Raw genomic sequence first — 16,543 nt, 5'->3', positions numbered from 1 at the left:
CGCCCATCAGAAGCCCCCCTCCACCGAAAGTCGGCCAGGCCCGATGCCCACCTTCCACGCCGTCCCTGCCGATCTCCCTCGCTGCTCCGCTCCTCTCGGCCGCACCGCGACCAGCACGACCGTCCCCGCGACGGCGCCGGCCCCTCCCACGATCAGCCCGCCGAGCGCCGTGATCCCGAGCGCATGCGCTCGCTCCTTCTGCCCAGCCCTCTCGCGCGGACACAGGTTGCGCGGGCACGCCTCTTTCAGGTCGGCGCTCGTGTTCAAGGCCAGCGCGCCGCTCACCGCGAACACCCCGAGCCCCAGCACGCCCGCCCCGTACGCGGCCGTCGCCCCCACCTTCCTCGCAGTCCAGAACTCCGGCGTCCAGAACCCCGGCTCCCGTGGCACCCTGTCCAGCGCCACCGTCACCTCCCGCTGCTTGCGCCGCTCGAGCTTCACGTCCTGTCTTGCCCCGAGATACCGCTCCGCCCGGACCTCGATCGTGTGCTCCCCCAGCGGGAGGCGCCCCTCCCACGGCGTCTGTCCCGCCTCCTTGCCGTCGATCCACAGCCGCGCTCTCCTGGGCGCGGATTCGACCTTCAATGACGCGTCCTGGTCCTCCGCCCCGAGCGCCACCTCGGTCACTTCGTACAGCCGCACACCCACCCTCTCGACCCCCGACTCCATCCTCGCGCCTCGTCGCGCCGCCTCACGCTTCTCTCCAGGCTTCACCCCGGGCACATCACACGAGAGCAGCGCCTCCACGTCGAGGAACCCGCGCAGCCTCACCGTGTGCTCGCCGGGATCGAGGAGCCCCTCCCACGGCGTCACGGCGCCCGTGGCCTTTCCGTCGATCTCGATCTCCAGCGGCCAGTTGTGCCGCTCGCTCACCCGGAGCCGCCCCTTCCGCGACCTCGCCACGAGCTCGGCCACGTTCTCTCTTCCAGCCTGGACCTCCACCGTCCTCGTGATCGGCGCGAACCCCTCCTTCTCCACGCGGACCGCCCGGCTGCCCGCGCTCAGGCGGAGCGGCCTGTCCAGCGGCAGCCTGCCCCGGAGCCGATCGTCGATGAACAGCGACGCCCCCGCCGGCACGTCGCCCGTCAACACCAGCGTCCCCACGAGACCCGCGAGCTCCGCCATGTCCGCCGCCACCGTGGCCTCCGTTCTGGGAGGAAGCCTCGGGTACGCGCGGCGCATCGCTTCGTAGTGCTCCAGCGCGTCGTCGTACTGGCCGAGCTGCTTGAGGCACGAGGCCACGAAGCCCATCGCATTGCGGGTTTTCTTGTGCTCGAGCGACTTGCGGAATTCCTCGATCGCCTCGCGATACTCCTGCCGGTCGAAGTGCGCCACGCCCCTGTCGAAGTGGGCTCGGGCGGCGGCCTCGTCGCCGGATACGTCGACCTGGGCCGCAATGTCCGGCGGATCCGCATCCGCCTCTGCACCGAGGAGCCCCAGCGCGAGGATCCAGCCCGCCATGGCTCTTGCAGGAAGGCGACGCATGATCGTTCCTTTTCTCCCAGGATCGGCCCAGCCGACGAGGCGGCCCGGTGCGCGCCAAACGAGCGGTAAATTCGCTGAAGTGTCCGTCCGGTTGGGCCTCTCGATGCGCGATGCAATCATCTGGCCGGCGTGGCCGCTCGGGGGCACGCGGCGCCGTGGCCTCGCGCGGTCGCGTTGCGCCCGCGATTCGCTTGACATGACCACGGCCGCCCCGGGTACGATGCTTTGCGACTATGCGCACATCTGAACCTGAGTAAACGTATGTGGCTCGAGATCGAGGTGGACGCGGGCGGGCAGGGCGTGCGCGTGAGCGCGCGAGGGAGCCGCGGAGAGCGCCCCCCGGCGCACGCGCTTTCGCCCGAGCTGGGCATGGATGCGCTGCACGGCTTCGCCAGCAAGGTGGGGAGGGCCGTCCGGAGCGGCCGGGCGCTCGATCCTGCCGTCGTGAAGGACGCCCAGGCGCTCCACGGCGAGCTGCTCAAGGACGATCTCCGGGACGTGCTGGCGAGGCTCCGTGAGGCGTCGAAGGACAGCCCGGTCCTCGTGCGGCTCTTCCTGCGCGACCGCGCGCTCGTGGGGATCCCCTGGGAGGCCCTTTGCCGTCCGGGCACGACGGAAGGGTTCCTGGGGACCGACCCCAAGATTCTCCTGGCGCGCGGGGTGACATCGCCGGACCCGTGGGAGCCGCGGGATGTCCTGGGCGCCGTCCGCGTGCTGGCGATCGCGCCGGGCAGGGATGAGCGGAGCCTCGTCGTGCTGAAAGAGGCCCTCTCGCCATCCATCGAGGCCGGTGAGGTGGAGTGGCTGGATCCGATCGCCGGCCCGCACATCAGCGCTCAGGCCCTCTTCGACCGGCTGCGGCGCGGAAAGACCCCTCACGTGCTGCACTGGCTCGGCCACGGCGGGGTGGATCTCTCCGGGAGGCCCGTCCTGCGCGTGGCCGACGACGAGGACGGCGAGGAGGTGTGGATCACCGCGGAGGCGCTCGGACGCGAGCTCTCCGCGAGGTTCAGCGAGGAGCTGCGCCTCGTGGTCCTGGAGGCCTGCGAGGGCGCGAAGGCCGGCGCGTTCGGCAGCGCCGCCGAGATCTTGGCGACCGCCGGCGCGGACGCGGTGGTGGCCCACCTCTGGCCCGTGAAGGCGGACGCGGCGCGCCTCTGCTCGTCCGAGATCTACCGGTCCCTCACGGGCGCGGAGCGAGGCCTCGGCGACATCGGCGCGAGCGTGGCGGCGGCGCGCAGGACGCTGCTCGCGCAGAGCGCCGAGGCGTTCTCTCCGATTCTCTTCCTGCGCGGCACGGGCTCGGCCATCTTCGACTTCGGCGAGCGACGCGTCTCCCGCCAGCGCGCGCGGCGGAGCTCGCGGGGCCTCTCGCCCGCGCTGCAAAGCCTGCTCGAGAGGCCGTTCACGATGGTGCTCGGCGATGTCGAGGAGGACCGCGCCGCGCTGAAGGCCGAGCTCCTCTCGTTCATGAAGGAGAGCGGCGATACCGCGCCCGAGGCCCTCTCGCTGAGCGCGCTCACGCAGCGGTGCGCGCTCAGGTTCGGGCAGGAGAGCTTGCACGTGCTCTTCCAGCAAGCGCTCATGACCTCCCTCGAGGAGCCGGTCCCGCCGCTCGCCCGGGCGCTCGCGCGCCTCATCGCTCCCGGCGTCCACATCACGCTCCTCTGGCGGCCGCACCTGGAGCGCGCGATCGCCGAGGCGCACCCGCAGCGGAACGTGTTCGCCATCCAGCCTTCGCTGCTGGGCACGGGCGGCAAGCCGCTCGTAGTGAAGCGCGCCGCCGGGGCCGCCGCGTGGAAGATGGAGCCCGTCCTTCCGAGGCGGTTCGATCTCGACAGCGATCTCATGATCCTGCGCCTCTACGGCGGATATTCGGCCGGGCCCCGCCCCATCTTCTCCCACCCCGTGCTCACCGAGGACGATCACATCCACGGTCTGCTCGGGGCCCTCGGGGTCGACCCTCCGGTGTGGATGGAGGAGCTGCTCGCGCGGCCGCGCGTCCAGCCGGGCCTCTTCGTCGGGCTCTCGGCGCTGGACTTTCGCCACCGCATGCTGCTGCGCTGGCTCTACGATCAACGGCAGGCGCCGAATGACAGCCTGGCGATCTTGACGCCGGACGCCGACCGCGGCGAGCCTGAGATCTGGGAGACCGGCTGCGGGCTCCCGGGCGGCGGGCGCATCGCCTCGGTCATCGAGGACCCGGAGCTCGTACCGCAGCTCGACGCGTTCGTCCCCGACGAGGGGTCATGAGCGGGAGCACGCCGCCGGGAGGCGCGCCGGCGGACGAACCGCCCATGAGCCAACCCCCGCCCTCCATGGGCGGGCTCTCGGCCGCGGACGCGGCGGAGCGCACCGGCATCGTCCCTTCGGCGAACCCGTTCCCCGGCCCGCAGCCGTACCGCGCCGCCGATCGGGATCGCTTCCACGGCCGCGAAGAGCTCTCGTACCGCCTTGAAGCGAGCGTCCTCGCCAATCGCTGCGTGACCGTCTACGGGCCATCTGGAGCGGGCAAGTCGTCGCTCATGCAAGCGTCGGTGATCCCGGCGCTCGTCGACGCGCAGCGGCTCCGCGTCGTGCGGGTCGACGCCTGGCCCGAGGACAAGGAGCCCACGCGATGGCTCGCGGACGCGGTCTACGCCGCTCTCTCGTTCGGCGAGCGGCCCCCCGAGCTGTCGGCCGAGGAGGCGTTGCTGTCGGCCGCGCAGCGCGCCGCGCGCAAGTCGCCCCGGATCGTGCTCTTGTACCTCGACCAGATCGAGCAGCTGCTTTATCCGAGCCGGAGCACGACCGAGGTGGAGGCGTTCTTCGCCGCGCTGAATCGCCTCGTGGACACGCCGCTCCGCAGCCTGCGCGTGGTGCTCTTGCTCCGCGAGGATTACCTGGGTCGCTTCCGCGATCGGCTGCGCGAGCATCGCCGGCTGTTGAGCCACGGCTTCCGCGTCGGTCCGCTCAGCGTGGCCGAGCTCTCCGAGGCGGTTTGCAAGGCCGCTGCCGGCGGGCAGCCGCCGCAGACCTGGGAGCTCGAGCCGATGCGCGCGCTCATGCTCCAGGTGCGTATGCCCGGCCAGGCCGAGTCGGACGACGCCGAGGCGCAGGCCGCCTACGCGCAGATCGTCTGCCGGGCGCTGTTCCAGCAGCGGGCGCAGGGCGGCGACGCGGCGGCGCAGGAGGCCGTCGAGGCCGAGCCGATCCTGCGCCGTTACCTGGAGGCGACGCTCGACGAGCTCGGCGCGCTCAGCGCGGCGGCGCGGCGCCTCCTGGAGGATCACCTCGTCACGGCGGACGGCAGCCGCACGCTGCGCACCGAGAAGGAGCTGCTCCGGCTCTTGCCGGCCGAGGAGCTCGGGCCGATCCTCAAGGCGCTCGAGGGCGCCGCCATCCTCCACGCCGAGGAGCACCAGGGCAGCCGTTACTTCGAGATCGGCCACGACTGGCTGGCGCGCCGGGTCTCCGAGGCGCGGCAGCAGCGCGAGCTCGAGGAGGAGCAGCGCCGCCGCGAGGAAGCGCAGCGCCGCCGCGAGGAAGAGCAGGAGAGGGAGCTCGCGCGCGAGCGCAGCGAGGCGGAGAGGCGGCTCGCGAGGGCGCGGGCGCAGCGGCGCTTCTTCGCGACCCTGGCGCTCGTGGCGGTCGTGGTGGCGGCGGGCGCCGTGATGCTGGTCCTCTATGCCTTTCGCCAGCGGGCGTACGCCCAGGGTGCGGAGAGGGACGCCCGGGCGGCCGAGGCGAACGCCAAGGACAAGGAGATCGAGGCCTCCGACGCGCGCCTGCTCGCGGGCTTTCGCGAGCTCAAGAACAGCGGCCAGATCGCGTGGGGCATCAAGCTCTTGCCGGAGGTGCAGCGGCCCGAGGCCGCGCGCGGCTGGGTCGCGCTGGCGAGCGACGCGCTCCGCCAGAATGCGCTCTTCGTCACGCTCCGCGGCCACGAGCAGCCGCTGCGCGCGGCCGTGTGGAGCCACGATGGTCAGCGGGTCCTGTCCGCGTCCGACGACGGGACGGCGAGGCTCTGGAAGGCCGACGGAACGGGCGATCCCGTCGTGTTCTCCGGGCACGAGGGGCGGATCAACGCCGTTGCCTTCAGCCCCGACGACAAGCGCGTGCTCACCGCCTCGGAGGACGGGACAGCGCGCCTCTGGGGCGCCGGCGGCAACCTGATCGCGGTGCTCAATGCTGGGGGCGGGCCTGTGCGCCGCGCTGCGTGGAGCCGCGACGGAGGCCGCGTCGTGACCGCCTCGGCCGACCACGTTGCCCGCATCCACGGCGTCGATGGCGGCGGCGTGGTGGAGCTGACGGGCCACACGGGACCGCTGAACGCGGCCGTTTTCTTCGATGACGGGGCGCGCGTGCTCACCGCTTCGGACGACGGGACAGCGCGTGTCTGGGCGGCCGACGGTATCGGGAAGCCGGTGATCTTGAGAGGGTCGGAGGCAGGCGTCCTCTTCGCCGTACCGAGCCCGGATGGGACCCGCGTCCTGACCGCGTGCAGCGACGGCACAGCCCGGATCTTCGATGCTTCGGGCAAGGGAAAACCGGTGGTTCTTGAGGGCCATCAGGGCAACGTCCTCTTCGCCGCGTGGAGCCGCGACGGCGCGCGCGTCGCCACCGCGTCGGCCGACAAGACGGCGCGGATCTGGAGAGCCGACGGCGCCGGAGAGCCGGTCGTCCTCGCGGGGCACGGCCGCGCCGTCACCTTCGTGGCCTTCCGGCCGCCGGACGGCAGGTACGTCGCCACGGCCTCGCTCGATCACACCGCGCGCCTCTGGCCGTCGGAGGGAGGCAAGGACCTCGTCCTCGCCGGGCACGACGCCCCGGTGTTGTCGGCCGCGTGGAGCCCGGATGGAGCGCGCGTGCTCACGGCCGCGGCGCCGCTGGTCGGGGTCCCTTCGCGGGACAGCACGGTGCGGATCTGGCGCCCGGCGATGCTCGAGTCGCTGCCGCGCGAGCGCCCCGCGTTCTACCATTCTGCGTTCGTCGGCCCCGGCGCCGAGCTCGTGGCTTCCGCATACGACGACCGCGCCGTGCGCGTGTGGCGCGCGGACGGCACCGGCGAGCGCGTCGTGCTCGCGCAGCAGGGCGCGTGGATCGCCGGCGCGGCGTTGAGCCCCGACGGCGCGCGCGTCGCCGCGGCTGGCTTTGACGGGGTGACGCGCATCGTCCGCGTGGACGGCACGGGAGATCTCGTGTCGATCCTGGGCCATACGGCTGCCGTGCGCGCCGCCGCGTGGAGCCCGGGTGGGACGCTCCTCGTCACGGTATCGGACGACCGGACCGCGCGCATCATCTCCGTGAACGGCGCGTGGGGGGGCGCGCGGGTGCTGTCCGGGCACACCGACGGCCTCACCTCGGCCGCGTGGAGCCCGGACGCGCAGCGCATCGTCACCACGTCCATGGATCACACGGCGCGCGTCTGGCTGGCCTCGGCGGCCCAGGAGCTCGTGGCGTTCAAGGGGCACGGGGGCGCCGTGTACAGCGCGGCGTGGAGCCCCGACGGGGCGTGGATCGCCACCGGCTCCGAGGACGGCACCGTCCAGGTCTGGGACGCGCGGAGCGGCGCGGTCATGGCGTCCCTCGATCGCGGCGTCGCCGTCCTCCAGGCGATCTGGAGCCCTGGCGGCGATCGGATCGCCGTCGCGTTGCGGCAGGGCGGCGTCCTCCTGTGGAGCCGCGAGGCGTGGGAGCGCCCCGGGATGAGCGAGCCCGTCCTGCTCGACACGCAGGCGGCGATCCTCGCGATGGTCTTCCTCGACGGCGGGAAGCGGCTCTTCACGGTCGCGGCCGACAACACGACCCGCACCTTCACGATCGACGCCGACGAGCTCCGGCGGGGCCTCCTGTCGAGCAATGTGGATTGCCTTCCCGCGAGCTTGCGGGGGCTCCATCTCGGCGAGGCGCCGGACAGAGCGTCGGAGCGGTATGCGGCGTGCGAGCGCGAGCATTCGAGGACACCGGTCGTAAAGAGGGGGCAGGAGGGGCCATGAGCGTCAGGAGCAGGGGGCGCGTGCGTCGCGGGGGCGCGATCGTCGCGGCGGCGGCGATGTGCCTCGTCGCTTGCGAACGGCCGCAGTCGGGCGCCGACGGCGGCGCGCCGGACGGCGACGGCGGTGTGCCGGCGGTGTCGAGCGCGGCCGAGGTCGCGGTGCCCAGGGCGGCGGCTCGCACCGGGATGGCCGTCCTCGGGCCGGCCGAGCGCCGGGTGCCCCTCCTCGTGCTGCCGGGTGACGCCCTCGTGGAGGTGGACGGCCAGACGGCCTATCGCCGGGACGGGGCGGTCGATCTCGCCGGCAAGGTCGGCGACCAGCGCTGGGTGCGCGTGTGGAAGGGGGCCAAGGCGCCGGAGAGGCCGGTGCTGATTCAGGAGAACCAGCCTTCCCCGCCGGTGATTGACCTGAACGAGGCCCTGCCGCCGAGACCGGCCCGGAAGGCGCCGAAGAGACCGGCGCGCTTCGGCGGCTTCGACGACGGATGATGTCACGGGTGTCGTGACGGCGGGATGATCGGGAGGAGGGCAGGGGTTGTGCGTCCATTTCATGCGAGAACGCTGGTTGGCTGGGTCGTCGCGCTGATGCTGCTCGACTCCGGCGCGAGGGCGGCGCCGCCTGCGCGATGGACCAAGGCATCGCAGGCGGCTGTCTCCGGAGAGGAGGCCGAGGCTCGGGCGCACTTCGACGAGGGCGTCGCGCGATTCGACATGCGGGAGTACCGCGAGGCGCTGGAGGCGTTTCGCAGGTCGCTCTGGCTCAAGAAGAACCGGAACACCATGGGTTATATCGCCTCGTGCCTCAAGCAGCTCGGCCAGTACGACGACGCGCTGGAGCAGTACGAGGAGATGCGCCGCGAGTACCCGAAGCTGCCCGCGAAGATAGACGCGATGGTGGCGGCGGACATGGCGGAGCTCTCGGGCCTGGTCGGGACGCTGACGGTGGCGGGAGACGCGCCGGCCGGCGCGTCGCTGTTCGTCGACGATCGCTTGCGCGGCAAGCTTCCGCTGGAAAAGCCGCTGCGGGTGAGCGCGGGCAGGCGGGCTGTCCGCGTGGAGAAAGAAGGGTTCGCGCCGCTCGCGGCGACCGTGGAGGTGAGCGCCGGAAGGGAGAACGTCGCGGAGCTCGTGGCGGCGTCAAGGAAGGGGCGGCTCGTGGTGAACGAGAAGCACAACTGGGTGCTTCGCGTGGAACTGGACGGGAAAGACGTCGGCGTGACGCCCTGGCAAGGGCTGGTGGACCTCGGCGAGCACAAGGTGCGGTTGCACGGGTTCATGGGGGTGGCGGCGCTGGCCGCGTGCGAGGCGCCCGCGGCGGCGGCGGAGGAGGGGGCCAAGGTGGCCTCGGGCGTCGACGTGGTGTCGGTGAAGCTGTACGAGGAGACCCGGATGGTGCTGGGGGCGGAGGAGCAAGATGCGTCGCTGCGGATCGAGTCTACGCCGGCGGGGGCGACGGTGAAGATCGATTCAAGGGAAGTGGGCAAAGCGCCGTGGGAGGGGCGGCTACCGCTGGGGGACCATGTGATCGAGGTGAGGGCGGGCGGGTTCTTCCCTGCGAAGCAGACCGTGCAGATCGAGCGGCGCAAGCAGCGGGAGCTGTCAGTGGCACTGGAGCGGCAGCCGGACCTCGAGGCGGAGGCGCGCGCCGCGAGGGACAGGAAGATCGCCCTCGGGCTGGTCTACGGCGTGGGGGGGGGCGGGGCTCGGGGTGTTTGCCGTGGCCGGAGGGCTGGCACTCGACAAGGTTAATGAACTCAACGCCCGCTGTCCGCTCAAGCTGTGCCCTTCCACCGAGGCAGGGACCCAGCGCGCCGCGGCGGCCTTCGGAACGGCAGCCACGGTTGGCCTGGGGGTGGGGCTCGGGGCGGCAGCGGCCCTGCTGCTCACGCGGCCCGGGAGCGATGAACGGCGCGCCGGCCCGAGCGTGAGCGCGGGTGTGGGGCTCGGGGGCTTCGAGGTGAGAGGAAGATTCTGATGCGCCAGTCGAAAGAAGGGGGGATCGCGAGCGGCGCCCGGACGGTAGGGGCGATCCTCGTCAGCTTTGTCCTGTGGGCGTGCAACAGTGTGCTGGGGATCGACGGGTTCAAGTCGGCCATGTGTGACGAGGGAGCCGGGCGGTGCTTCGGTGACTGGCCCCAGCTCTGCTTGTGGGGACAATGGTGGGAGGTGTCGGAGGGCCCGTGTGCTCCTCAGACGTGCAGGGCTGGCGAGTGCGGCCCCGTGTGCGTCGATGGCGCCAAGCAGTGCAGCGGCCAGCAGCCCCAGAGCTGCGCGGCGGGGCGATGGCAGGACGCGTCAGAGCCCCCGTGCGATGGTCAGACCTGCGTCGCCGGCGAGTGCACGGGTGCGTGCGCCCCCGGGGGCAAGCGGTGCCAGGGACTCACGCCGCAGGCGTGTGACGAGAACGGGCAATGGGCGAGCACGCGTGAACCGTGCGATGTGATTCATGGGTTTCATTGCTCGGGCGGCGACTGCGTTCGGACCTGCACTCCGGGGGACTTGCGGTGCTCGGGAAACGTCCCGCAGTACTGCGACATGAGCGGGAGCTGGCAGAATAAAGGTTCTGCCTGCGACCCCTGCATCGGTTGTGATCCAAATACCGCTGCATGCAAGACCGGCGACCCGGTGGTCTGTGTGGCGGGAGAGCACTGCGGTAACGGTGCCTGCGTCTGTGGAAGGCCCGGGTTCACCGGCGCGCGCGTCTTTCCTATGGGTGATGGTCCCATGTCGCTTGTGGCCGCGGACCTGAACGGCGATGGCACGCCAGACCTCGCCGTCTCAAATCATGGGGACGACAGCGTGAGCGTGATGCTCAGCAACGGCTACGGCACCTTCGCACCCAAGGCCGACTACCCGACGGGCGATAGCCCCATCTCGGTTGCGGCCGCGGACTTGAACGGCGATGGCAAGCCCGACCTCGCCGTTGCGAACATTGGTAGCGACACCGTGAGCGTACTACTCAACAACGGCGACGGCACCTTCGCCTCCAAGCTCGATTACCCAATGGGTGATGGTCCCCAGTCGGTTGCGGCCGCGGACCTGAACGGCGACGGCAAGACCGACCTCGCCGTCGCGAACTCCTACAGCGCCACCGTGAGCGTGCTGCTCAACGACGGCGACGGCACCTTCGCCTCCAAGGTCGACTACCCTACGGGCGACAGGCCCTACTCGATTGCGGCCGCGGACCTGAACCGCGACGGCCAGGCCGATCTCGCCGTTACGAACCACGTCAGCGCCACCGTGAGCGTGATGCTCAACAACGGCGACGGTACCTTCGCACTTAAGGTCGACTACCCAACGGGTAACGGCCCCTACTCGATTGCGGCCGTGGACCTGAACGGCGACCGCAAGCTCGACCTCGCCGTCACGAACGGTCAGAGCGACAGCGTGAGTGTGTTGCTCAACAACGGCGACGGCACCTTCGCCCCCGAGGTTGGCTACGCAACGGGCGATGCCCCCGACCCGATTGCGGCTGCGGACCTGAATGGCGACGGCCAGCCCGACCTTGCCATCGTGAACGTCTGGGGCGACAGCGTGAGCGTGCTGCTCAACAACGGCAATGGCACCTTTGCCACCAAGCTAGACTACCCGACCGGGAATGGACCCAGCTCGATTGCGGCTGCGGACCTGAACGGCGACGGTCAACCCGACCTTGCCGTCGCGAACGCTGATAGCGACACCGTGAGCGTGCTACCAAACTTCTGCATCCCATAGCGCTGCCACGCCTTCTCGTCTGGCCCACCGGGCGCCCGGCTCGTCGCGCGCTGCCTGTCTAGGCCCGGCACCGGCGCGTCCCGGCAGAGCCCTCCCTGGTCCTGCATGGCCATCCGACGATCGAGCTCAGACCGACGGGCAGAAGAAATCAACGGGAAATGCACAGCGTTACAGCCCCGACTTCTTCCAGCCCTGTTAGGCCGCCGGCGCCACCCCGGACGCGGCACCTCTCCGGTCGTGAGACACGACATTTTACGAGGTCCTTCAGGCTCAATCCGCCTGGCGACTGGCGGTGGGCATGTCAGGACATTGGCTGGTGCTGGGCGTGGCCACGGCCTTCAGCTCCGCCTTGAGCCGCGCCAACTCGGGCCGGTTGTCGAGCGCCGCCGACGCCTCGTCCGCATACGGCGCGCGGAGCACGTCGAGCTTCGGGACGAACGCCTGCTGCGCGGCGGCGGCCGCCGCCAGCTCGTCGGCCCTCTCGTCGAGCAGGTCGCGCAGGGCGAGCTTCAGGTCCCCTATCGTGAGATTGCGCAAGGTCACCTCCGTGAATGGCGTGGTCGCCCGCCTCCGCGCCGCTCGGGCGGTCGAGAGGGCGAGCTCTGGATGGTCATCGGAACGGAGCACGACAACGGAGGTAACCACAGCTGAGTAAGCTGAATTCGATGTCGGAATCTGGCGATCGGGCACGAGGCGCTGGAATCGTGCTGTGGAGCGGGCGCTCACGGCGCTCTGCATGGCACGCCTGTGGCGACGCCGTGCGCCGCGTCTCCGTGCGCCGCGTCTGCGTGCGCCGCGTCTGCGTGCGCCGCGTTCTTCCTGCGCCGCGTCTCCCTGCGCGCCCTACGCCGTCTTCAGCTCCGTCGTGCAGTGCCCGCAGCGCACGGCCTTGATCGGGATGCTCATCGCGCACTCGGGGCAATCCTTCGTGGTCGCCGCCTCCTCGTGCGTCCGGTGGAGCTTCCCCATGAGGCGGATGATCATGAACACGCAGAACGCGACGATGATGAAGCTCACCAGGTTGTTGATGACGACGCCGTACTGGACGAGCACCGCCCCGGCCTTCACCATCTCCTCGGGGCTCGCGTAGGGCCCCGGCCCGCTCGGATGCTTGAGCATGATGTAATGCCGGCTGAAGTCGATGCCTCCGGTCAGCAGCCCTATCGGCGGCATGATCAGATGATCGACGATCGCCTTCACGATATTGCCGAACGCCGCGCCGATGACGACGCCGACCGCCATGTCGACGACGTTGCCGCGGATCGCGAACTTCTTGAAATCCTCCCAGAACATGCCTCTTCTCCGATTTCCGAGGGCTTCTCACCCCGGGCGCGCGCCCCCGGGGGACCCGTCATTGCCTCGTACCGCTCTCGCCTCGTGGCGACCTGGCCATGGCCGAAAATTCCGCGCCCGAAGCACGAAGAGTGCCGCTGAGCCTGCCCGTTCGGCCATCCTGCGGGCGTTACCCGTCCACCAATCACCAGCCCGCTCGCCTGTCAGGCCCGCGTCGACTTGCGCATTTCCATGCCCGCCCGACTGCTCTGCCTCGGTCAAGATCGCCACACCTGAGGCAGAAAGCATCACGCGTGCCGAATCTCACCGCGACGGTTCCCCCAGTCCGGGGCGGCTCTCGTAGGATGCGCACCGGATATGGATGACCGCGCCATGGACCCCGACGTCGAGGCCGCCCTGCGCCACCGCGCGAAGGGCGAGCTGCGCAAGCGCGCCCGCGCGCTCCGCAACTCCTTCCCCCGCGACGCCATCCTCGAGCGCTCGCGCCGCATCCAGCGCGCCCTCGCCGAGCTCCCGGCCGTCGCCTCGGCCCGCCGGGTGGCGCTCTTCTACCCGATCGAGGACCGCAACGAGGTCGACCTCCGGGAGCTCGACCCCCTGCTCCGCGCCCGCGGCGTCCGCGTCGCGTACCCCGCGATCGACCCCGAGTCGCGCGCGATGACCTTCCGCTTCGTCGCCGATCCCGAGGCCATGGAGGAGCGCGGCCTCGGCTTCCGCGAGCCGGCCCCTTCCGACGAGGAGGCCTCGGAGCTCGACGTCATCGTCGTGCCGGCGCTCCAGATCGACCCGCGCGGCCACCGCATCGGCTACGGCGCCGGTTTCTACGACCGCACGCTGCCCCGCTTCTCCCCCCCGGCGCACACGGTCGGCGTCGCCTTCGACTTCCAGCTCATCGCCGAGGTCCCGTCCACGAAGGAGGACGTCCCGCTCGCGACCATCGTGACCGACGCCCGCGTGCTCGCCGCCGACCCCGGCTAGCTCGGCCTGTCAGACTTCTTGGCAGGGATCACGGCGAGAGAAGAGAGATCCCAACGCGAGGGCACAAAGGCGCAAGCACTCAAAAATACTCACAAAATTCTGGTTTGCGCCTTTGCGCCTTTGCGTTGAATTCTCTCCGGATCCCTGGCCAGCCTTGTGAGGCACGGCACTAGCCCCTCGCCATCCACGCGCCTTCCAGGTCCACCGGCGCCGCGAACACCGCCCGCCCCCGGCGAGGGAGCCCACCGCGCCCGACCAGAAGCGCCCCCACGCGACGGGCCCCCATCGCACGCCCGCCGGTCCCGGCTAGCGCCCGCGCCGTCCCGGCTAGCGCGCGCGCCCCCTCCGCGGATAACGTGCGCCCCCGCGATCCCGCACAGGATGCCCGCGGAGCCGCCCCGAGGAACCAGGTAGTGGTGGAACAGGAGACCGCGAGCGACAGGGCCACCCTCATCGCGGCGATCGCGTCCGGCGCGATGATCGCCCAGCAGGTGGCCGGCCGGGCGACCCGCGACGCCCTCTTCCTCGCCAGCTTCGGCGCCGCCGGCGTCCCGAGGGCCATGGCCGCCGGCGCGGTGCTCTCGTTCTCCGCCGTCCTGCTGCTCTCGCGCGCCCTCCTCCGGTTCTCCCCGGCGCGCGTCGTCCCCGCCACCTTCGCCGTGAGCGCCGTGCTGCTCGCCCTGGAGTGGGCGCTCGCCCTCCGCTCGCTCGCCGCCGCGGCCCTGGCCTTCTACCTCCACGTCGCCGTCTTCGGCGCGACCCTCATCTCCGCTTACTGGTCGCTCGTCAACGAGCGCTTCGACCCCCACACCGCGCGCCTCTCCATGGGGCGCATCGCCGGCGGCGGCACGCTCGGCGGCGTGATCGGCGGCCTGTTCGCCTGGCGCGCCGGCCGCTTCATGGACGCCCCGACCATGCTCCTCGCCCTCGCCGGGACGAGCGCGCTGACCGCCTGGGCCACCCACCGGCTCGGCGCGAGCCTCTCGCGCGAGCCCGGCGCCGTGGGCTTCCCGCGCGCCTCCGGCGACGTGGCCAGCAACGAGGCCCCCGCGGACGCCGGCAGCGCCGCCGACGCCGCCGTCGCCAGCGCCGCCGCCGGCGCCTCCGCCAGCGCCGCCGGCGCCTCCACCAGCGCCGCCGGCGCCTCCACCAGCGCCGCAGCCGGCGGCATGGGCCTCGCCGCGCTGCGCGACAGCGGCCACCTCCGCGACCTCGCCCTGCTCGTCGGCCTCGGCGCCGTCAGCGGCGCCCTCTTCGACGTCGCCCTCAGCGCCGAGGCCGCCGCCGCGATGCGCGACCGCAACGAGCTGCTCTCGTTCTTCGCGCTCTTCCACCTCGCGGTCAGCCTGCTCTCGTTCGTCGTGCAGTCGCTCGCCGCGACCCTCTCGCTCGACCGGCTCGGGCTCGCCGCCACCATCGGCATCCTGCCCGCCGCCGTGCTCGCGAGCTCGCTCTCCGTCGTGGTCGCGCCGCGGCTCTGGGCCGCCGCCATCGTCCGCTCGACCGAGGCCGTGCTCCGGAACTCCCTCTTCCGGTCGGGCTACGAGCTGCTCTACACGCCGCTCTCCCCCGACCAGAAGCGGTCGGTCAAGACGCTCATCGACGTCGGCTTCGACCGCATCGGCACCGCGGCGGGCAGCGGCCTCGCGATGCTCCTGCTCGCGGCCTCGCCCGGCGGATCGCTGCCGCTGCTCCTCGGCCTCGGGTGCGCCGCCGCCGGGGTCACGCTGCTCTTCACGCCGCGGCTGCACCGCGGCTACGTCGCCGCGCTCGAGGGCAGCCTGATCTCCGGCGCCGTCTCGCTCGACCCCCAGAACGTGGTCGATCGGACCACCCGCCGCACCCTGAGCGGCACCGTGGACGCGCTCAGCCGCGACAAGGTGCTCGCCGAGCTCGCCGCGCTCCGCAAGGCCGCGCCGGGGGGGCGCGCCGCGACCGGCGACGGCGACCGCACGTCGTACGCGGGCGCGTCCGGCCCGATCAGCCGCGGCGGCGGCCCGATCAGCCGCGGGGCCGGGCCGATCAGCCGTGGCGCCGGCCCGCGGTCGGTCGACGGCCGCGAGCCCGGCGCCGGCGCGCGGTCGGCCGAGGCCCGCGCGTTCGCCGAGGGGCCGCTCTCCGCGAGGGCGGCGTCCGCGGCGCTCGCGGCCGACCCGGTGCTCGCGGCCACGGCCGACCTCCGCTCCGGCGACGCCGAGCGCGTCCGCCGAGCGCTCGCCGGCGAGCTCGCGCCCGCGCTCGTCCCCCACGTCATCCCGCTGCTCGAGCGCGAGGGGCTCCTCTCGGACGCGCTCCGCGCGCTCCGCGGCGTCGCCCCGCGCGCGACCGGCCAGCTGCTCGACGCGCTGCTCGACCCGTCCCTCAGCCTCGCCGTCCGGCGCCGCATCCCGCGCGTGCTCCAGGCCTGCCCCACCCAGCGCGCCGCGGACGGGCTGATGCTCGGCCTCGCCGACGAGCGCTTCGAGGTGCGTTACCAGTGCGGCGTCGCGCTCGCGCGCCTGCTCCAGCAGCGCGCGCCGATCCACCTGCGGCGCGAGGACGTCATCGAGTCCGCGAAGCGCGAGATCGCGGCCGACCGGCAGGTGTGGGACGCGCAGCCCCCGAACGGGGAGCTCGAGGGCGAGGCGCCGCACCTGACGCGCCTGCTCATCGAGCGGACGAGCCGCAGCCTGGAGCACGTGTTCCGCGTGCTCTCGCTCTGCCTGGAGCGCGAGCCGCTCGAGATCGCCTACCGGGCGCTGCACGCCGACGACCCGCACCTGCGCGGGACCGCGCTCGAGTACCTGGAGAACGTCCTGCCGGAGCCGATCCGCGAGAGCCTCTGGCCGTACCTCGGCGCCCGCCACGTCGCCCCCGCCGAGCCGCGCTCCGAGCGGCGCCCCGCCGAGCACGCGCTCGACGAGCTCCGCCGCTCCACCGCGACGATCTCGCGGGCGGCCATCTCCGCCGCGCGCCGGCGCCGCGAACCGCGCGCCTGACCCGCCGCGCGCTGACGCTGGGCCCACGGCGCCCGACCCGCCGCGCGCTGACGCTGGGCCCACGGCGCCCGACCCGCCGCGCGCCGGCGCTGGGCCCACGGCGGGTCATGCGCCGTGG

Annotated in this window: 10 protein-coding genes; 7 read left to right on the top strand and 3 right to left on the bottom strand. The window is 72.2% G+C overall.

Going from position 1 to position 16,543, the window contains the following annotated elements; genetic code table 11:
• Positions 1–6: 6 nt before the first annotated feature.
• On the bottom strand, positions 7–1,485 hold the full coding sequence (locus WMF43_RS39450; protein ID WP_437672938.1) for a PEGA domain-containing protein: 1,479 nt from the start codon (positions 1,483–1,485) through the stop codon (positions 7–9).
• Between the two features lie 261 nt (positions 1,486–1,746).
• Between WMF43_RS39450 and WMF43_RS39445 the strand changes: the two genes are divergently transcribed.
• The 5 genes from WMF43_RS39445 to WMF43_RS39425 all read left to right on the top strand — a co-directional run bounded on the left by WMF43_RS39445 (position 1,747) and on the right by WMF43_RS39425 (position 11,176).
• Complete coding sequence (locus WMF43_RS39445) at positions 1,747–3,738, top strand: CHAT domain-containing protein (RefSeq protein ID WP_437672936.1); 1,992 nt, start codon at positions 1,747–1,749, stop codon at positions 3,736–3,738.
• Between the two features lie 44 nt (positions 3,739–3,782).
• The gene (locus WMF43_RS39440; RefSeq protein WP_437672935.1) at positions 3,783–7,463 is read left to right on the top strand and encodes an nSTAND1 domain-containing NTPase; all 3,681 of its coding nucleotides are present in this window, start codon (positions 3,783–3,785) and stop codon (positions 7,461–7,463) included.
• Positions 7,460–7,951, top strand: coding sequence for a hypothetical protein (locus WMF43_RS39435; protein ID WP_437672933.1), 492 nt, complete (start codon positions 7,460–7,462; stop codon positions 7,949–7,951). Before WMF43_RS39440 ends, WMF43_RS39435 begins: the two co-directional genes overlap by 4 nt.
• Before the next feature lie 48 nt (positions 7,952–7,999).
• Complete coding sequence (locus WMF43_RS39430) at positions 8,000–9,211, top strand: PEGA domain-containing protein (RefSeq protein WP_437672931.1); 1,212 nt, start codon at positions 8,000–8,002, stop codon at positions 9,209–9,211.
• A 975-nt stretch (positions 9,212–10,186) separates the two neighbouring features.
• The gene (locus WMF43_RS39425) at positions 10,187–11,176 is read left to right on the top strand and encodes an FG-GAP repeat domain-containing protein (RefSeq protein WP_437672929.1); all 990 of its coding nucleotides are present in this window, start codon (positions 10,187–10,189) and stop codon (positions 11,174–11,176) included.
• 270 nt (positions 11,177–11,446) lie between these two features.
• On the opposite strand, the gene WMF43_RS39420 is transcribed toward WMF43_RS39425, so the two are convergent.
• Positions 11,447–11,713, bottom strand: coding sequence for a hypothetical protein (locus WMF43_RS39420; protein WP_437672928.1), 267 nt, complete (start codon positions 11,711–11,713; stop codon positions 11,447–11,449).
• Between the two features lie 306 nt (positions 11,714–12,019).
• Entirely contained in the window at positions 12,020–12,469 is a 450-nt protein-coding gene (mscL, locus tag WMF43_RS39415; protein ID WP_437672926.1) for a large conductance mechanosensitive channel protein MscL, read from the bottom strand.
• A gap of 357 nt (positions 12,470–12,826) precedes the next feature.
• Between mscL and WMF43_RS39410 the strand changes: the two genes are divergently transcribed.
• Both WMF43_RS39410 and WMF43_RS39405 read left to right on the top strand, forming a co-directional pair.
• Complete coding sequence (locus WMF43_RS39410) at positions 12,827–13,447, top strand: 5-formyltetrahydrofolate cyclo-ligase (protein WP_437672924.1); 621 nt, start codon at positions 12,827–12,829, stop codon at positions 13,445–13,447.
• Between the two features lie 416 nt (positions 13,448–13,863).
• Positions 13,864–16,425 carry a hypothetical protein gene (locus WMF43_RS39405; protein WP_437672922.1) on the top strand — a complete coding sequence of 854 codons (2,562 nt, stop codon included), beginning with the start codon at positions 13,864–13,866 and terminating at the stop codon, positions 16,423–16,425.
• Positions 16,426–16,543 lie beyond the last annotated feature (118 nt).

Origin of the sequence: Sorangium sp. So ce131, assembly GCF_051519095.1 — a bacterium.
Taxonomy (GTDB): domain Bacteria; phylum Myxococcota_A; class Polyangia; order Polyangiales; family Polyangiaceae; genus Sorangium.
The sequence above is the reverse complement of the archived record's forward strand: the minus strand, read 5'-3'. Positions and strand labels throughout refer to the sequence as shown.

Excerpts from the sequence above, each read along its gene's own strand:
- WMF43_RS39450 (WP_437672938.1), bottom strand. The coding sequence starts at position 1,485 with ATGCGTCGCCTTCCTGCAAGAGCCATGGCGGGCTGGATCCTCGCGCTG.
- WMF43_RS39445 (WP_437672936.1), top strand. The coding sequence starts at position 1,747 with ATGTGGCTCGAGATCGAGGTGGACGCGGGCGGGCAGGGCGTGCGCGTG.
- WMF43_RS39440 (WP_437672935.1), top strand. The coding sequence starts at position 3,783 with ATGAGCCAACCCCCGCCCTCCATGGGCGGGCTCTCGGCCGCGGACGCG.
- WMF43_RS39435 (WP_437672933.1), top strand. The coding sequence starts at position 7,460 with ATGAGCGTCAGGAGCAGGGGGCGCGTGCGTCGCGGGGGCGCGATCGTC.
- WMF43_RS39425 (WP_437672929.1), top strand. The coding sequence starts at position 10,187 with ATGTCGCTTGTGGCCGCGGACCTGAACGGCGATGGCACGCCAGACCTC.
- mscL (WP_437672926.1), bottom strand. The coding sequence starts at position 12,469 with ATGTTCTGGGAGGATTTCAAGAAGTTCGCGATCCGCGGCAACGTCGTC.
- WMF43_RS39410 (WP_437672924.1), top strand. The coding sequence starts at position 12,827 with ATGGATGACCGCGCCATGGACCCCGACGTCGAGGCCGCCCTGCGCCAC.